Below are 15,998 nucleotides of genomic sequence, written 5' to 3'. Positions count from 1 at the left end.
ACGACAATGACCGCTGTGGTCAAGTACCCCGGCGGCGTCGAAAATGTGCAGGTGTTCACCGACAGATCGCCCTCCGACACCCCGTCCCCCGACGCCGAGCGGCTCCGGCTCGCCCAGGCCGACGCCGGGGAGCAGGACTGGCGCGCATGGGGTCCCTATCTGTCCGAGCGGGCGTGGGGGACGGTACGGGAGGACTACAGCGAGCACGGTACGGCGTGGGACTACTTCCCCCACGACCACGCGCGGTCCAGAGCCTACCGGTGGAACGAGGACGGCATGGCGGGCGTCTGCGACGACCGGCAGACGTTCTGCTTCGCGCTGGCGCTGTGGAACGGCGTCGACCCGATCCTCAAGGAGCGGATGTTCGGCCTCGGCGGCGACGGCGGCAACCACGGCGAGGACGCGAAAGAGTACTGGTGGTACCTCGACAGCACCCCGACCCACTCGTGGATGCGCTGGCGCTACCACTACCCGCAGGCCGCCTTCCCGTACGACGAACTGGTCGCCGTGAACGCCCTGCGCGGCCGGGACGAGACCGAGTACGAGCTGGTCGACACCGGCATCTTCGACGACGACAGGTACTGGGCGGTCACCGTCGACTACGCCAAGGCGTCCCCGACCGACCTGTGCATGCTGGTCACCGTCGCCAACCGGGGCGACGAGGCGGCCACCCTGCACGTGCTGCCCACGCTGTGGTTCCGCAACACCTGGGCCTGGGGTCCGCCCGGCGCGGACCGGGTGCCCCGGTTGGCCGGCGAGGGCAGTCGGCTGGTCGGCGAGCACTGGGTGCTGGGGCAGCTCCTGCTGGAGGGCGACGGTGAGCCGACCCCGCTGCTGTGCGACAACGACACCAACGCCGAGCGGCTGTGGGGGCTGGCCGGTCGCTCGCCGTACCCGAAGGACGGGATCAACGACCACGTGGTGGCCGGCGCGGCCACCGTCAACCCGGACCGGGAGGGGACCAAGGGCGCCCTGCACTACGTGCTCGACGTGCCGGCCGGCGGGCAGCGGCAGATCCGGCTGCGGCTGACCCGCACCGCGCCGCCGCCCGGGGCCGCCGCGCCGCCCCCGGCGGAGCTGGGTGCCGGCTTCGACGCGGTGGTGTGGGCCCGGCGGGCCGAGGCGAACCGCTTCTTCGCCGGGGTGATCCCGGCCGCGGCCAGCGCCGACGAGGCACTGGTCGCCCGGCAGGCGATCGCCGGGCTGATGTGGGGCAAGCAGTTCTACCACTTCGACGTCAAGCGGTGGCTGGAGGGCGATCCGGGCTCGACGCCGCCGGCCGGCCGCCGGCACGGGCGCAACAGCGCCTGGTGGCACATGACCAGCTTCGACGTGATCTCCATGCCGGACCCGTGGGAGTACCCCTGGTACGCCGCCTGGGACCTGGCCTTCCACTGCGTCACGATCGCCCGGGTCGACCCGGGCTTCGCCAAGGCCCAGGTGCTGCTCCTGCTCCGCGAGTGGTACCTGCACCCCAACGGCCAGATCCCGGCGTACGAGTGGGCGTTCGGTGACGTGAACCCGCCGGTGCACGCCTGGGCGGCGCTCAAGGTGTTCGAGATCGACGGCGGGCGCGACCACGAGTTCCTCGCCCGGGTGATGCACAAGCTGCTGCTCAACTTCACCTGGTGGGTCAACCGCAAGGACACCGGCGGCAACAACCTGTTCGAGGGCGGTTTCCTCGGGCTGGACAACGTCGGCCCGTTCGACCGCTCGGCGGCGCTGCCGGTGGCCGGGGTGCTGGAGCAGTCCGACGGCACCGGCTGGATGGCGATGTACGCCCTCAACCTGCTGGACATGGCGATCGTGCTGGCCGAGCACGACCGGGCGTACGTGGACACCGCGACGAAGTTCTTCGAGCACTTCGCCTACATCGCCGCCGCCGGCTACTCGCAGGGGCTGTGGGACGCCGAGGACGCGTTCTTCTACGACGTGCTGCGCCTCGCCGACGGCAGCCAGGTGCCGTTGAAGGTGCGCTCGGTGGTGGGGCTGCTGCCGCTGGCGGCCACCACCCGGCTGAGCGCCCGTACGCTGCACCGCCTGCCCGAGTTGGGTGCCCGGCTGCGCTGGTTCCTCACCCAACGCCCCGAGTACGCCGACGTGATCGGGTCCCGTCGGCTCGGCCCGGACGGCCGCCAGCAACGGCTGCTGTCCATGGTCGGCCCGGAGCAGGTGGTCCGGCTGCTGGCCCGGATGCTCGACCCCGACGAGTTCCTCTCCGACTACGGCCTGCGTACGCTGAGCCGGGCGCACCTGGACAAGCCGTTCGCGGTCGACCTGGGCGGGCAGGAGTTCTGCGTCGGCTACGAGCCGGCCGAGTCGACGAGCGGGTTGTTCGGCGGCAACTCCAACTGGCGCGGCCCGATCTGGATGCCGACGAACTTCCTGCTGATCAGCGCGTTGCGCGACTACGCGGCGTTCTTCGGCGACGATCTCCAGGTGGAGTACCCGACCCGGTCGGGGCGCAAGTGCACCCTGGACGAGATCGCCGACGACCTCTCCGTCCGGTTGATCTCCCTGTTCACCCGGGACGGCTGGGGCCGCCGGCCGATCTACGGTGCGTGTCAGCTCTTCCAGACCCATCCCGACTGGCGGGACCTGATCGCGTTCCCCGAGTACTTCCACGGCGACAACGGCGCGGGCCTCGGGGCCTGGCACCAGACCGGGTGGACGGCGCTGGTGGCCGACCTGATCCTGACCCTGCGCCGGGACAACCCGGATGTGCCGGGCGGGCCGGGCCGCTAGCGTGTCCGTCGGCCGCCCGGCCGGGCGGCCGACGGATCGGGGAGGAGCCGGGATGGGTGCGGATGTGACCGGGGCGACGTCGGACGGGGCCGGCACGGTCGCCGGTGGGCGCGCGACGACGCTGATCTTCGACGCGGACGACACACTGTGGGAGAACAACATCCTGTTCGAGCGGGTGATCGACGACTTCCTGGACTGGGTCGACCACCCCACCCTCGACCGGGCCCAGATCCGTACCGTGCTCGACGACATCGAGCGGGCCAACGCGGTGGCCCACGGCTACGGCAGCAAGGTGTTCCTGCGCAGCCTCGGCGAGTGCCTGGAGCGGCTGCGGGAGCGCCCGGCCACCGACCGGGAACGCGCGGACATCGACCGGCTGGCCACCGCGCTGGTCAACCATGAGGTCGAGCTGATGCCCGGGGTCGCCGACACCCTCGACGCCCTGGCCGCCCGCTACGACCTGCTGCTGCTGACCAAGGGGGACCGGGAGGAGCAGCAGCGCAAGCTGGACGCCTGCGGCCTGCTGCACCACTTCGGCGCGGCGCACATCGTGGCCGAGAAGAACACCGGCACCTACCGGTGGCTGGCCCGGGAGCACGGCTTCGCCCCGGCCGACGCCTGGATGATCGGCAACTCCCCGAAGTCGGACATCCTGCCGGCGCGGGCGGCGGGGATGCGGGCGGTCTTCATCCCCAACGAGAACACCTGGGTGCTGGAGGACGACGACCTCGACCCGGCCGACACCGGGGTGATGCGGCTGGCCGCCTTCCCCGATCTGCTCGCCCACTTCTGAGAGCCAACAGCGTCCGGCCGGCTGGCCGTGTCACGTCGGAATGCCGCAATTGCGCCCCGGCGGCAATCACCTCAGCGACCCCGTCGGCCTGCTTGCCCGGCCCTCCGGCGGCTGCCTAACCTGGGCCGGCGTTCACGACCGATCGGGGTGGTCGGGAGCGCGCCGAAGTCCGGAACCGGGGCACCGGGGAGCTGAGTGCCGGCGGGCCTGGTCCGCGTGCCGGGCCCGACGCAACGGCCTGACCCGCCCGTCGCGCCCGCACCGGCGCGACCCGCTGCCGGGCCGGACGGCTGGCGGTCAGGGTCGGGGAGTTGCGGACCCGACCCTGACCCACCCACCGCGCGACGCGCCCCACCCGCCCCGGGGCGGGTGGGGCGTCGCAGAACCGCCGGCGGTGCGATCATGGGCGGAATGCAGACCACACCCGGGACGGACGGGCGCGACACGGACCCGGCGACGGGCCGGGAGCGGCCGGTCCCGCCACCGAACCGGGCCTCCCGGTTGACCACCCTGCCCGCCGCGACCCGGCAGGTCGTCATCGTCACCGGCACCGGCTATTCGACCACCTACGCCACCCTGGAGACGTTCCACCGGGCGGGCGGCCACTGGGTGCCGGTCTCCGCCCCGCTGCCCGCCCGGCTGGGCGCGAAGGGCTTCAGCGACCACCACACCGAGGGGGTGGCGACCACCCCGACCGGGGTGTATTCGTTCGGCCCCACCATGTACGGCATCGCCGCCGACCCGGGCGTCCGGTTCCCGTACCACCGGGTGGTCACGAACGACTGGTGGAACGAGAACCCCGACTCGCCGGCCTACAACACCTTCCAGCACAGCAGCACGAACCCCGGCGGCTACAGCGAGGCCCTGTGGCGTGAGGTGCCGGCGTACACCCACTTCGCGGTGATCACCTACAACATGCCGCCGAACGTGGCGAAGCCGGTGCCGGACGCGGGCAGCGGCATCTTCCTGCACGAGTTCAGCACCCCGGCCGGCGGTCCGACCGCCGGCTGCGTCAGCCTGTCCCACGCCGACCTGGTGTCGGTGCTGCGCTGGCTGGACCCACGGCATGCGCCACGCATCGTGATCTGCCCGGCGGCCAACCTCGGCCGCTACTGACCGACCGGGGTTCAGCCTCCGGCGGGGCAGGCGGACGCCGACCCCGCCGGGGGGTCAGGAGATCTCGTTGCGGACGATCGCCACCGCGACCCGGCAGAACTCGTCCATGTCGGGGCGGAAACCGGCGGCGATGTCCGGGTGCAGCCCGGATCGGGTCTCCTCGAGCAGCCGTTGGCAGACCTGCTCGACCGGTTCGCCCGCGTAACTGGCGCGGACCCGGTCGGTGGCGGCCTGCAGCGCCGAGGTCAGCTGATCCTCCAACGGGCCGCGCAGCTTCTGCTGCACCGGGTCGAGCCCGCGCGGGTCGAGCGTGACATGTGGCTCCGACATCGGTGCTCCCTTCGTCGGCGTCCGCGGTACCCCACCGCGGGCGTCGGTCAAACCACGGCTGGCGCGGCGGCCACCCGGACCTGGTACGAGAGGTTCTCCGCCGGTTCCTCCCGGTACGACAACCGGCGGATCTGCCGGTCGTCGGTGTAGAGCGCGACGTCGACCAGGACCCCGAGGTGGGCCAACCCGATGTTGGCCACCCGCTTCTTGTCCTGGAGCACCGCGCACACCCCGCCCAGCAGGGTGCTGGCGTCGGAGGTGCGGTGCCCGGGTGGGCACCGCAGGATCAGGTCGACCTCGACCGGCCCGGCCAGCGGCGTCCAGCCGGTCTGCTGGGCCGCGGCACAGGCCGCTTCGAGCAGGGCGCGGACCCTCGTCGCCTGCCGATGGCCGGCGGCGAAGATGGACAGCGCCTCGGTTTTCACCGGTGGCAGGCCGCTCACCTCGAACGTCAGGGCGAGAGCGCGGGTGTCCTGCACCACGGGGCACCTCCTCGTTGAGGACGATCCTGCCCGGAGCGGGGGCGCGCAGTGGGAGTTCGCGGGAGAACCCACCGAACGGGCAGGCTGATGTCGGCCGGAGGCGTATCGACTACGACGGCGACGCGCTGGCTGGTGGAGTGAGTGCATCAACGCTAGTGCACACGGCACGCCCGGGACAGCCCACCGCGCCCGCCATCCGGACAGTCGTCGACAAGCCGACGGGACGCGCGATGCGGGTCGGGCCGCGCGATGCCGGCCGGGACGGGGGCGGCGCGGTTGATCGACTCCTTGGGGTCGATGTTGCGGTGTCCGCCACACCGCGATACCGCTGTACCGCTCCAACTGAGTCGATCTTGCCGGCCGGGGCGGGCGACCAGGAGCGGGGCGAGCCGGGGCCGACCAGGCTCCCGGCGGTGCGGGGGAGCCGGGTCGGCCGACCTGGTCAGTGCCGCTTGGCGTAGCCGACGAACGCGGTCCAGGCCGTGCGGTCGAAGTGCAGGGTGCCGCCCTCGCGGTCCTTGGTGTCGCGCACCAGCACCCGGCCGGGCAGGTTGTCGGCGACCTCGACGCACGATCCGCCGTTGCTGCCGGACCTGGTCGACTTCCGCCACTGCGGGGTCATCATGTCCATGACTTCGCCACTTCCTCGCCTGCCGTTCGAGCCGGGACGCCACGATCCGGTCGACGTCGTCCGGGGCGAACCGGCCACCGGCCAGCGTCGCGCGGATGACCGAACGTTTCCTGTCCTAGGCGAGAGTCCGGCACTGAAACCGCTCGGACGGGCACGACCCGGACGCCGGTGACGCTCCCGCAGCGGGCCCGGCCCGTCCGCCCCGACTTCGGTTACCGACAGGTTTCATGACTTCGCAGGTCGGGCAGTGTAGGCCCACGGAACACCCCGGGGCGGCGCGTTTCCGCACTTCACCGGCCTGATGGCAGGGCGCGGGTGACCTCCCCGGTTTTCGCCGAAGAGAGGGGAGGGGCGATGACGGACCCCGGAACGGCCCGACACCGGCGTCGGCCGGTGCTCCGGGCCGGGGCGGCCGCCGCCGCGCTGGCGCTGGTCGCGCCGCTGGCCGCGTGCGGCGCCGATGACGGTGGCGGTGGTACGCCCACGATCAACCTGTACTACCCGCCCGAGCAGAACCTGCAGAAGGTCGTCGACGACTGCAACACCCGCGCCGAGGGGCGCTACAAGATCACCTACCGGGTGCTGCCCCGGCAGGCCGACGACCAGCGGGTGCAGCTCGTCCGCCGGCTGGCCGCCGAGGACACCGGGATGGACGTGCTCGGCCTCGACGTCACCTGGACCCAGGAGTTCGCCAGCGCCAAGTGGATCCGCGAGTGGACCGGGCAGGACAAGAGCGAGGTTGAGCAGGGCACCCTGGCGGGCCCGCTGGACACCGCCCGCTACGAGGACAAGCTCTACGGGGCGCCGAAGAACACCAACGTGCAACTGCTCTGGTACCGCAGCGACCTCGTCCCGCAGGCCCCGACCACCTGGGACGACATGATCACCGCCGCCAAGGACCTCAAGGGGCAGGGCAAGCCGTACCGGGTGCTCACCATGGGCGCGCAGTACGAGGGCCTGGTGGTGCTCTACAACACGCTCGCCGAGAGTGCCGGCGGCAAGATCCTCAGCGACGACGGCAAGAAGGCCGTGATGGACGAGGGCACCGTGAAGGCCCTCGACCAGCTCCAGCGGTTCGCCACGTCGGGCGTGACGTCGCCGTCGTTCAGCAACTCCACCGAGGATCCGGTCCGGCTCGACTTCCAGTCCGGCAACGGCGCGTTCCAGGTCAACTGGCCGTTCGTCTACCCGGCGTTGCAGGAGGCCGACCCGGAGCTGGCCAAGAAGGTCAAGTGGGCCCGGGTGCCCGGCATCGACGCGAACACCCCCAGCAAGGTCACCATCGGCGGGATCAACATGGCGGTCAGCGCCTACTCCAAGCACCCGACGGAGTCCTTCGAGGCCGCGAAGTGCATCCGGGACGCCAAGAACCAGAAGTTCTCCGCGGTCAACGACGGGGTGCCGCCGACCATCGAGGCGGTCTACGACGACCCGGAGATGGATGAGGCGTACCCGATGAAGGAGACCATCCTGGAGGAGCTGAAGGAGCCGGCGGTCCGCCCGTTGACCCCCGCGTACCAGAGCATCTCCACGGTGATGTCGGCGATCCTGTCGCCGCCGTCGGCGATCCGGCCGGAGCAGACCGCCAAGGAGCTACGCGAGGCGATCTCCGACGCGCTCCAGTCCAAGGGGGTCCTGCCGTGAGCCGGCGTGCCCCGTTGAGCGAGAACAAGAAGGCCGAACGGAAGCTGGGCTGGCTGCTCTGCGCCCCGGCCGCGCTGGTCATGGTGCTGGTCACCGCGTACCCGATCATCTATTCGGTCTGGCTGTCGTTGCAGCGCTTCGACCTGCGCTTCCCCGACCAGCGCGAGTTCATCGGGCTGGAGAACTACGTCACCGTACTCAGCAACGAGTTCTGGTGGACCGCGTTCGGGGTGACCATGCTGATCACGGTGGTCACCGTCGCGGTGGAGCTGGTGCTCGGCATGGGGCTGGCCCTGGTCATGCACCGCACCCTGGTCGGCCGGGGCATCGTGCGGACCGCCGCGCTCATCCCCTACGGCATCGTCACGGTCGTCGCCGCGTTCTCCTGGCGGTACGCCTGGACGCCCGGCACCGGCTACCTGGCCAACCTGTTCGACGGCAGCGCCCCGCTGACCGAACGGGCCAGCTCGCTGGCGATCATCATGCTGGCCGAGATCTGGAAGACCACCCCGTTCATGGCGCTGCTGCTGATGGCCGGGCTGGCGCTGGTCCCGGAGGACCTGCTCAAGGCGGCCTCCACCGACGGGGCGACGGCCTGGCAGCGGTTCACCAAGGTGATGCTGCCGGTGATGAAGCCGGCCATCCTGGTCGCGCTGCTGTTCCGCACCCTCGACGCGTTCCGGGTCTTCGACAACATCTTCGTGCTCACCAACGGCGGCAACGAGACCTCGTCGGTGTCGATGCTCGCCTACAACAACCTGATCCGGGGGCTCAACCTCGGCATCGGCTCCACGATGTCCGTGCTGATCTTCATCACGGTGGCGATCATCGCGTTCGTCTTCGTGAAGCTGTTCGGCACCGCTGCCCCGGGCAGCGACGACGGGGAGAGGCGCTGACATGGCCGACACCACCACCCGGGCGAAGCTGCGCTGGGGCCTGATCGACGTCATCGTGGTCGTCTTCGCCCTGGTCCCCGTGCTCTGGATCGCCTCACTGTCGTTCAAGACCCCGGCCACCCTCACCGACGGCAAGTTCTGGCCGCGGGAATGGACGCTGGACAACTACAAGACCATCTTCGACACCGACCAGTTCGTCCGCGCCCTGGTCAACTCCATCGGCATCGCCCTGATCGCCACCCTCATCGCGGTGGTCCTCGGCGCGATGGCCGCGTACGCGATCAGCCGGCTGGACTTCCCCGGCAAGCGCCTGCTGGTCGGGGTGTCCCTGCTGATCGCGATGTTTCCGCAGGTGTCGCTGGTGTCGCCGCTGTTCGAGATCGAACGGCAGCTCGGTCTCTTCGACACCTGGCCGGGGCTGATCCTGCCGTACATCACCTTCGCCCTGCCGCTGGCGATCTACACGCTGTCGGCGTTCTTCAAGCAGATCCCCTGGGACCTGGAGAAGGCGGCGAAGATGGACGGCGCGACCCAGGGGCAGGCGTTCCGCCGGGTCATCGCCCCGCTGGCGGCCCCGGGCCTGTTCACCACGGCGATCCTGGTCTTCATCTTCTGCTGGAACGACTTCCTGTTCGCCATCACGCTCACCTCCACCGAGCGGGCCCGGACGGTGCCGGTGGCGCTGTCGTTCTTCACCGGCGAGTCGCAGTTCGAGGACCCCACCGGGGCGATCTGCGCCGCCGCCGTGGTGATCACCATTCCGATCATCGCGTTCGTGCTCTTCTTCCAGCGCCGCATCGTCTCCGGTCTGACCTCCGGCGCCGTCAAGGGATAGGTGACAAAATGGCTGACATCGTGCTGGACAAGGTGAGCAAGAGCTTCCCCGACGGCACCGTCGCGGTGCAGGACGTCGACCTGGAGATCGCCGACGGTGAGTTCGTCATCCTGGTCGGCCCGTCCGGCTGCGGGAAGTCCACCACCCTCAACATGATCGCCGGGCTGGAGGACATCAGCTCCGGGGAACTGCGCATCGGCGGGGAACGGGTCAACGACAAGGCGCCCCGGGACCGGGACATCGCGATGGTGTTCCAGTCGTACGCGCTGTACCCGAACATGACCGTCCGGGAGAACATGGCGTTCCCGCTGCGGCTGGCCAAACTCGACAAGGAGACCATCACCGCCAAGGTCGAGGAGGCGGCGAAGGTGCTGGAGCTGACCCCGCTGCTGGACCGCAAGCCGGCCAACCTCTCCGGTGGGCAGCGGCAGCGGGTGGCGATGGGCCGGGCCATCGTCCGGCAGCCCAAGGCGTTCCTGATGGACGAGCCGCTGTCCAACCTGGACGCCAAGCTGCGGGTGCAGATGCGCACCGTGGTGTCCCGGTTGCAGAAGAAGCTCGGCACCACCACCGTCTACGTGACCCACGACCAGACCGAGGCGATGACCCTCGGCGACCGTGTGGTGATCATGCGGGGTGGCGCGATCCAGCAGGTCGGCCCGCCCCAGGAGCTGTACGACCACCCCCGCAACCTGTTCGTGGCAGGGTTCATCGGCTCGCCGTCGATGAACTTCCTGCACGCCGCCGTCGAGGACGGGAAGCTGCGCACCGCCCTGGGTGACGTACCGATCGGTGACCGGATCCGCCGGCAACTGGAGGGGGCCGACGCGCCCCGGGAGCTGATCCTCGGCATCCGCCCCGAGCACTTCGAGGACGCCGAGCTGATCGACGACGAGGCGCGGGCCCGGGGCATGGAGTTCACCGCCCCCGCCGAGATCGTCGAGTCGATGGGTTCCGACAAGTACGTCTACTTCACCGTCGAGGGGCAGCGGGCCAGCGCCGCCGAGCTGGAGGAGTTGGCCGCCGACGCCGGGGCCGACTTCAGCGGCGGTGGGGGCAACCTGGTGACCCGGCTGTCGGCTGAGTCGCCGGTGCAGGAGGGTGAGGACCGGCGGGTCTGGTTCAACCTGGAGAAGATCCACCTGTTCGACCCGTCGACGGGCCGGAACCTGACCCTGCACGAGGGCCGGTCGGCCGGCGCACTCGGCGACTGACCCGTCCCCTCACCCCGGATCGGTGGCCACACGCTTACCCGCCCCCCGGCGGCGTGCGGCCACCGATCCCCCTGCTCTGCTGCCCTACTGCTCCGCCGCGCAGGTGGCCCGCTGCCCAGGTGGCCCGCTGCTCCGCGCCGCCCTGCTGCTCTGCCGCCCCGCGCCGCCCGCTGCCTCGGTGCCCCTCAGCTGTCCGGCCTCCCGCCCGTGCCACGGGACCCGGCCCACCCTCCTGTCTCGTCGCCCGCCCGTCAGCCCGTTACCCACCCGTGCCCATCGACACGGACAGTGACATTATGCCCGGGCGCACCCCATCACCTCCGGACGCTTTGCTCTGCTGCCGTCGACGCGACAGCCACGACGAGTAGCTGTCGCGTCGACGGCAGCAGAGCAAAGTCTCCGCGAGGGGTTGGTGGTGGTCGGCGGGGCGTTGCGACAAAATCCCAGCTCAAAGGTTTATTTCGCGTGTTCCGTGGGGCGCTGGGCCGGAGGGCGGCGGATAACCGACGGTCACTCTCGGTCATGGAGCCGCTGATGGCGCATGGTGTCCGTCTGTGACCTACCGTCACCCGTCACCCGCCCCGCAGGTGGCGTGCCGCCGGATGCGGGCGCCGCCGTCATGCGGCAGGCCGTTCAGGAATGTCGGGACCGGGGGACCAGCGACGCGGCGGGCCGGCAGCGCCGGTGGCCTGGGGAGCGGTGGTGCGGACCTACCAGGTGAGGTGCAGCGGCAGGCCGAGGAAGCGGGCATAACCCTCCAGCGCCACCTCCACCCGCTGCCGGGTCGACGCGTCCAGCGGGACCAGCGGCTGCACTGTCACGGTGACCCTGGTCCGGGCGAGGCGGCGCTTCCAGGTGCCCACCACCCGGCCGGCGCGCACCACGGTGGACTGGAAGACGCCGTTGCCGCCGGGGATCACCGCCTTCAGGTGTGCCGGCTCGACCATCAGGGTGCGGTCCTTGAAACCGAGCAGGTACTCGTCGAAGCCGGGCAGCACGTGCACGTCGTCCACCGGCAGCCGGGGCGCGTCCAGCAGCGCCGGGTCGAGGTGCGACTCCACCCCGTCGACCCGGACGGTGGTCAGCGTCCCGGCGTCGGTGGCGACCGCGACGGCCCGTTTCGTGTCGGCGGCGGCTAGCCCCGTCCACCCGGTGAAGTCGCGCCGGGTCGTCGGCCCGTGGCTGCGGAAGTAACGCCCGGCCAGGATGCCCAGCGCCTCGTCCCGCTCGGGCCGGTGCGGGTCGGGGACCCACTCGTCGAGCAGCGCGAAGGTCTGCTCGGTGCCCACGTGCGGGGCGATGCAGGTGACGCCCCGCTGGCTGGCATACCAGAGCAGGTGGTAGCCGCGTTGACCGGAGACGTCGACCCCGGCGGCGGCGAGGGTGTCCAGGCACTGCGCGCGGGTCAACCGGCCGCCGCCGGCCAGCGCCGCGCCGAGCACGTCGGCGGCCCGGTCGGCCTCGGCCTCGGCCAGCCCCAGCACGGCCCGCCGGGCCGGCGCGCCGGCCAGCGCCCGTACGCCGGTGAGGTCGAGCATCCAGCGGGCGTCCCGGCTGGGCACCAGATGCACGGTGCCGCGCATCGGCCAGGTACGCAGCGCCTCGCGGCGTTCCAGGGCGGCCCGCACGTCGGCCTCGGTGTGGCCGGGCAGTCGCAACCCCAGCGACCACAGGCCGCTCGCCGCGTCCTGCGCCTGCATCGCCCCGAACCACTCCACCACGCCGGCGACCCCCGACGGGCGGCCGGCCGGGTGCTCCCGCAGGGCCAACGCGGTCATCCGCAACGTCAACGCCTCGTCGCCGGTCAGCTCCACCACGCCGGTCAGCATAGGAGCAGGCACCGACACCCGGCGGACACCCCTGACCGCGCTACGCCGGTTGCCGAACCGGCGGAGCGCGGTCCCCCGTGCAGGTCCCCCCGGGTCACCGGTTTCCGCTATCCCCGGCATCCGTGCCCATCAGGATCGTCGCCGGGCCCACCCGTGGGAGCGTTCCCGGCTGGAACTTGCGCAAATCTTGAGCCGCGCCGGTGCCGTCCGGGTGCGACGGCCGACCGGGGGACGCGACGCCCCGCCGCAGGTCAGTCGATTCGGCGGTGCATCACCAGCAGGTCGACCGGGCCGAGGGCGGGGTGGCGGAACCCCTCGGGCACCCGGCCGACCACCGTGAACCCCAGCGACCGCCACAGCGCCACCGCCCGGGTGTTGCTGGCCACCACCGCGTTGAACTGCATCGCCAGGTAGCCGTCCCGCCGGGCCAGCTCCAGCACGTACGCCCCGAGCGCCCGACCGACGCCCCGGCCCGACGCCGCCGGCGCGACCATGAAACTCGCGTTCGCCACGTGGTCGCCCGGACCCTCCTGGTTGGCGACCAGCTTCGCCGTGCCCAGCACCGACGCGTCGTGGTCCACCGCGACCACCGTGCGGCCGGGCGGGGCGACCATCCAGCGTCGGCGGGCGTCGTCCTCACCCACGTCGCGCGGCCAGGTGTACGTCTCGCCGGCCGCCACGATCTCGCGCAGGAACGGCCAGATCGCCGGCCAGTCCCCCGGGGTCGCGGCGCGTAGCTGCATGTCCGGATCATGCCATGGGCGGATGTTTGACCCGGCAAGCACCGGGTAGTCGCGGGAGCTGACCCGAACCGAGGAGGACACAGACGATGGACGGCCAGGTCAAGGTAGCGGTCATCTACTACAGCGCGACCGGGATCACCTACCAGATGGCGCAGGCGGCCTGCGAGGCCGCCGGTGAGGCGGGGGCCGAGGTGCGCCTGCGCAAGGTACGGGAGCTGGCGCCCGACGAGGCGATCCGCTCCAACGCGGGCTGGCAGGCGCACCGCCTGGAGACCCAGGATGTGATGGAGGCCGAGATCGACGACCTGGCCTGGGCCGACGTGGTCATCTTCGGTTCACCCACCCGGTACGGCATGATCGCCGCCCAGCTCAAGCAGTTCATCGACACCACCGGCCCGCTGTGGGCCAACGGCGCGCTGGCCGACAAGGTCTACAGCGGCTTCACCTCCACCGCCACCTCGCACGGCGGCCAGGAGTCGACCCTGCTGTCGCTGTTCACGATCTTCTACCACTGGGGTGGCGTGGTGGTGACCCCCGGCTACACCGACCCGAGCCAGTTCGTCGCCGGCAACCCGTACGGCGCGTCGCACACCAGCAACAACGGCGAGGTCGCCCCGGACCACGTGGCGCTCGCGGCCACCGCGCTGACCGCCAAGCGGGCGGTCCGCATCGGTGCCGCCGTGAAGCGTGGCCTCGCCGGCTGAGTCGCCGGTCCGCACCGGCGGGTGGACGGTGGACCGGACGGGTGGGGTCCCGTCCGATCACCGTCCACCCGCCGCGCTATCCGCCCACCGGGTCGCCGTGCGCCGCCAGCGCCGGCCGGGTCAGCAGTTGACCCAGCAGCTCGGCCAGCACCGCCAGGCCGTCGCGGCTGAGCACCGACTCCGGGTGGAACTGCACCCCGGCGAAGGTCGCCCCGCGCAGCGCGTGCACCGCCCCGTCGGCCGGGTCCCGGGCCAGCTCCACCGGCCCGTACGGCGACCCGATCCGGTCGGCGTCGGCCCGCGCCGTGAACGTCGAGTAGAAACCCACCCTTCGCGGCACCCCGAACAGCGGAACCTCCCGTTGCAGGCCCTGGTAGGGCGCGGCGCGGCGGTGCAGCGTCAACCCCAGCAGCCCGCTGAGCAACTGGTGGCCCAGGCACACCGCCAGGGTGGGCAGCCCCGCGGCCAACCGCCCGCTCAGCAACCCGCGTAGGGCGGCCATCTTCGGGTCGTCGACCACGCCCGGGTCGCCCGGTCCGGGGCCGACCACCACCAGGTCGTACCCGGTGTCGGGGCCGGGGGCGTGCCAGGGCCGCACGTCCACCGTCAGGCCCAGGGCACGCAACTGGTGGGCGAGCATCCCGGTGAACGTGTCCTCCCCGTCGACCACCAGCGCCCGCCGGCCGGCCGCCCCGGGCAGCGCCGCCGCACCGGGGCCACGCTGGTCGAGCCAGAACCGGGCCAGTGGGGTGTTGCGGGCGGCGAGCACCGCCCGTACCTCGGGATCGTCGGCCCACCGCACCGGCGGGTACGGCCCGTCGGTCGACGCCTGCGGGCCCAGCCCCAGCGCGGCGAGCACCCCGGCGGCCTTGGCGTGCGTCTCGGCGACCTCACCGGCGGCGGTGGAGTGCCGGACCAGGGTCGCCCCGACGGGCACCCGCAGCCGCCCGGTGGGGGATATCTCGGCGGTCCGGATCAGGATGGGTGCGTCCAACGTCTGCCGGCCCTCGGCGTCGCGGCCCAGCAGCGCCAGCACCCCCGAGTAGTAGCGCCGGCCGGTCCGTTCGTGCCGGGCGATCACCCGGCAGGCGTTCTGCATCGGGCTGCCGGTCACCGTGGGGGCGAACATGGTCTCCCGCAGCACCTCCCGGACGTCGCGGGTGCCCCGGCCGGCCAGCAGGTACTCGGTGTGCGCCAGGTGTGCCATCTCCTTGAGGTACGGCCCGACCACCTGCCCGCCGTGCTCGGCCACGCCGGCCATCATCTTCAGTTCCTCGTCGAGGACCATGTACAGCTCCTCGACCTCCTTCGGGTCGTGCAGGAACCGCAGCAGCGCGTCCCGCCCGGCGGCGGCCCCGGTGTGCCGGAAGGTGCCGCTGATCGGGTTCATCATGACCAGCCCGTCGTGGACGCTGACGTGCCGTTCCGGGCTCGCGCCGACCAGCGTCCGGGTGCCGGTGTGTACCAGGAACGTCCAGTACGCGCCCCGCTCGTCGCGCAGCAACCGGCCCAGCGCGGCCAGCGCGGCACCCAACGGGGCACCCTGCACGGTGGCGTGCAGGGTGCGGTGGATGACGAAGTTCGCCCCCGCCCCCCGACCGATCTCCTCGGCCAGCACCCGCTCGACGATCCGGGCGTACCCGTCGTCGTCGACGTCGAAGGCGGCGTCGGCGCAGACCACCGGCCCGGCCGGCAGGGCGGCGAGCAGGTCGGCCACGGGCAGCGTGGCGTGCCCGGTGACGGTCAGGTACTCCAGCGGGACGCCGTCGTCCACGCACGCGAAGCCCCGTTCGGCGATCTGCCGGTACGGCACCAGCGCCAGCGTGCGCGGGCCCGGACCACCCTCGGGCAGCGGCAGGTCGGCCAGCCGCCCGGCGACGTCGACCGGGCCGGTGAACAGGTCCACGTGGTCGACGCCGTCGCGGCGCAGCAGGGCGAACGGGCCCGGGTCGACGCCGTCGGCGACGGCGGCGAGCAGGTCGTAGAGGTGGGTCATCGGGTTTCTCCTCCGGGTCGGGCCGCCTCGTCGTCGGGCG

The 15,998-nt window shown here is 71.8% G+C and carries 14 protein-coding genes; 8 read left to right on the top strand and 6 right to left on the bottom strand.

The window, feature by feature from the left end:
- Positions 1-6: 6 nt before the first annotated feature.
- The 3 genes from JQN84_RS15330 to JQN84_RS15320 all read left to right on the top strand — a co-directional run bounded on the left by JQN84_RS15330 (position 7) and on the right by JQN84_RS15320 (position 4,654).
- On the top strand, positions 7-2,745 hold the full coding sequence (locus JQN84_RS15330; protein WP_204959065.1) for an MGH1-like glycoside hydrolase domain-containing protein: 2,739 nt from the start codon (positions 7-9) through the stop codon (positions 2,743-2,745).
- A 52-nt stretch (positions 2,746-2,797) separates the two neighbouring features.
- A complete protein-coding gene (locus JQN84_RS15325; protein ID WP_204959064.1) occupies positions 2,798-3,538 on the top strand; it encodes an HAD family hydrolase in 741 nt (246 codons plus the stop codon).
- Positions 3,539-3,949: 411 nt separating this feature from the next.
- Positions 3,950-4,654 carry a L,D-transpeptidase family protein gene (locus JQN84_RS15320; RefSeq protein ID WP_204959063.1) on the top strand — a complete coding sequence of 235 codons (705 nt, stop codon included), beginning with the start codon at positions 3,950-3,952 and terminating at the stop codon, positions 4,652-4,654.
- Positions 4,655-4,708: 54 nt separating this feature from the next.
- Here the strand turns inward: JQN84_RS15320 and JQN84_RS15315 are convergent, their stop codons facing one another.
- From JQN84_RS15315 to JQN84_RS15305, 3 genes are all read right to left on the bottom strand, one after another.
- The gene (locus JQN84_RS15315; protein WP_204959062.1) at positions 4,709-4,984 is read right to left on the bottom strand and encodes a hypothetical protein; all 276 of its coding nucleotides are present in this window, start codon (positions 4,982-4,984) and stop codon (positions 4,709-4,711) included.
- A gap of 47 nt (positions 4,985-5,031) precedes the next feature.
- Complete coding sequence (locus tag JQN84_RS15310) at positions 5,032-5,463, bottom strand: RusA family crossover junction endodeoxyribonuclease (RefSeq protein WP_088647574.1); 432 nt, start codon at positions 5,461-5,463, stop codon at positions 5,032-5,034.
- Between the two features lie 445 nt (positions 5,464-5,908).
- A complete protein-coding gene (locus tag JQN84_RS15305) occupies positions 5,909-6,091 on the bottom strand; it encodes a DUF397 domain-containing protein (protein ID WP_204959608.1) in 183 nt (60 codons plus the stop codon).
- Positions 6,092-6,451: 360 nt separating this feature from the next.
- On the opposite strand from JQN84_RS15305, the gene JQN84_RS15300 reads away from it, so the two are divergent.
- From JQN84_RS15300 to JQN84_RS15285, 4 genes are read left to right on the top strand one after another with little or no spacing between them, the layout of a single operon-like run.
- Positions 6,452-7,741 (top strand): ABC transporter substrate-binding protein, encoded by a 1,290-nt coding sequence (locus tag JQN84_RS15300; protein ID WP_204959061.1) that lies wholly within the window; start codon positions 6,452-6,454, stop codon positions 7,739-7,741.
- Positions 7,738-8,637, top strand: coding sequence for a carbohydrate ABC transporter permease (locus JQN84_RS15295; RefSeq protein ID WP_067308257.1), 900 nt, complete (start codon positions 7,738-7,740; stop codon positions 8,635-8,637). The genes JQN84_RS15300 and JQN84_RS15295 overlap by 4 nt, the downstream gene beginning before the upstream one ends.
- Position 8,638: 1 nt before the next feature.
- Positions 8,639-9,472, top strand: a complete 834-nt coding sequence (locus JQN84_RS15290) for a carbohydrate ABC transporter permease (protein ID WP_145920772.1) — start codon at positions 8,639-8,641, stop codon at positions 9,470-9,472.
- Positions 9,473-9,480: 8 nt separating this feature from the next.
- Entirely contained in the window at positions 9,481-10,686 is a 1,206-nt protein-coding gene (locus tag JQN84_RS15285) for an ABC transporter ATP-binding protein (protein ID WP_204959060.1), read from the top strand.
- Between the two features lie 710 nt (positions 10,687-11,396).
- On the opposite strand, the gene JQN84_RS15280 is transcribed toward JQN84_RS15285, so the two are convergent.
- Positions 11,397-12,515 carry a winged helix DNA-binding domain-containing protein gene (locus JQN84_RS15280; RefSeq protein ID WP_372445992.1) on the bottom strand — a complete coding sequence of 373 codons (1,119 nt, stop codon included), beginning with the start codon at positions 12,513-12,515 and terminating at the stop codon, positions 11,397-11,399.
- A 251-nt stretch (positions 12,516-12,766) separates the two neighbouring features.
- Positions 12,767-13,258 carry a GNAT family N-acetyltransferase gene (locus JQN84_RS15275; RefSeq protein ID WP_204959059.1) on the bottom strand — a complete coding sequence of 164 codons (492 nt, stop codon included), beginning with the start codon at positions 13,256-13,258 and terminating at the stop codon, positions 12,767-12,769.
- A gap of 86 nt (positions 13,259-13,344) precedes the next feature.
- Here JQN84_RS15275 and wrbA point away from each other — a divergent pair, with 86 nt between their 5' ends.
- On the top strand, positions 13,345-13,962 hold the full coding sequence (gene wrbA, locus JQN84_RS15270; protein WP_204959058.1) for an NAD(P)H:quinone oxidoreductase: 618 nt from the start codon (positions 13,345-13,347) through the stop codon (positions 13,960-13,962).
- Positions 13,963-14,038: 76 nt separating this feature from the next.
- Here the strand turns inward: wrbA and JQN84_RS15265 are convergent, their stop codons facing one another.
- Positions 14,039-15,958, bottom strand: coding sequence for an anthranilate synthase family protein (locus tag JQN84_RS15265; RefSeq protein WP_204959057.1), 1,920 nt, complete (start codon positions 15,956-15,958; stop codon positions 14,039-14,041).
- Between the last annotated feature and the right edge of the window lie 40 nt (positions 15,959-15,998).

This window comes from Micromonospora humidisoli (assembly GCF_016900955.1).
GTDB classification, from domain to species: Bacteria; Actinomycetota; Actinomycetes; order Mycobacteriales; family Micromonosporaceae; genus Micromonospora; species Micromonospora wenchangensis.
The sequence above is the reverse complement of the archived record's forward strand: the minus strand, read 5'-3'. Positions and strand labels throughout refer to the sequence as shown.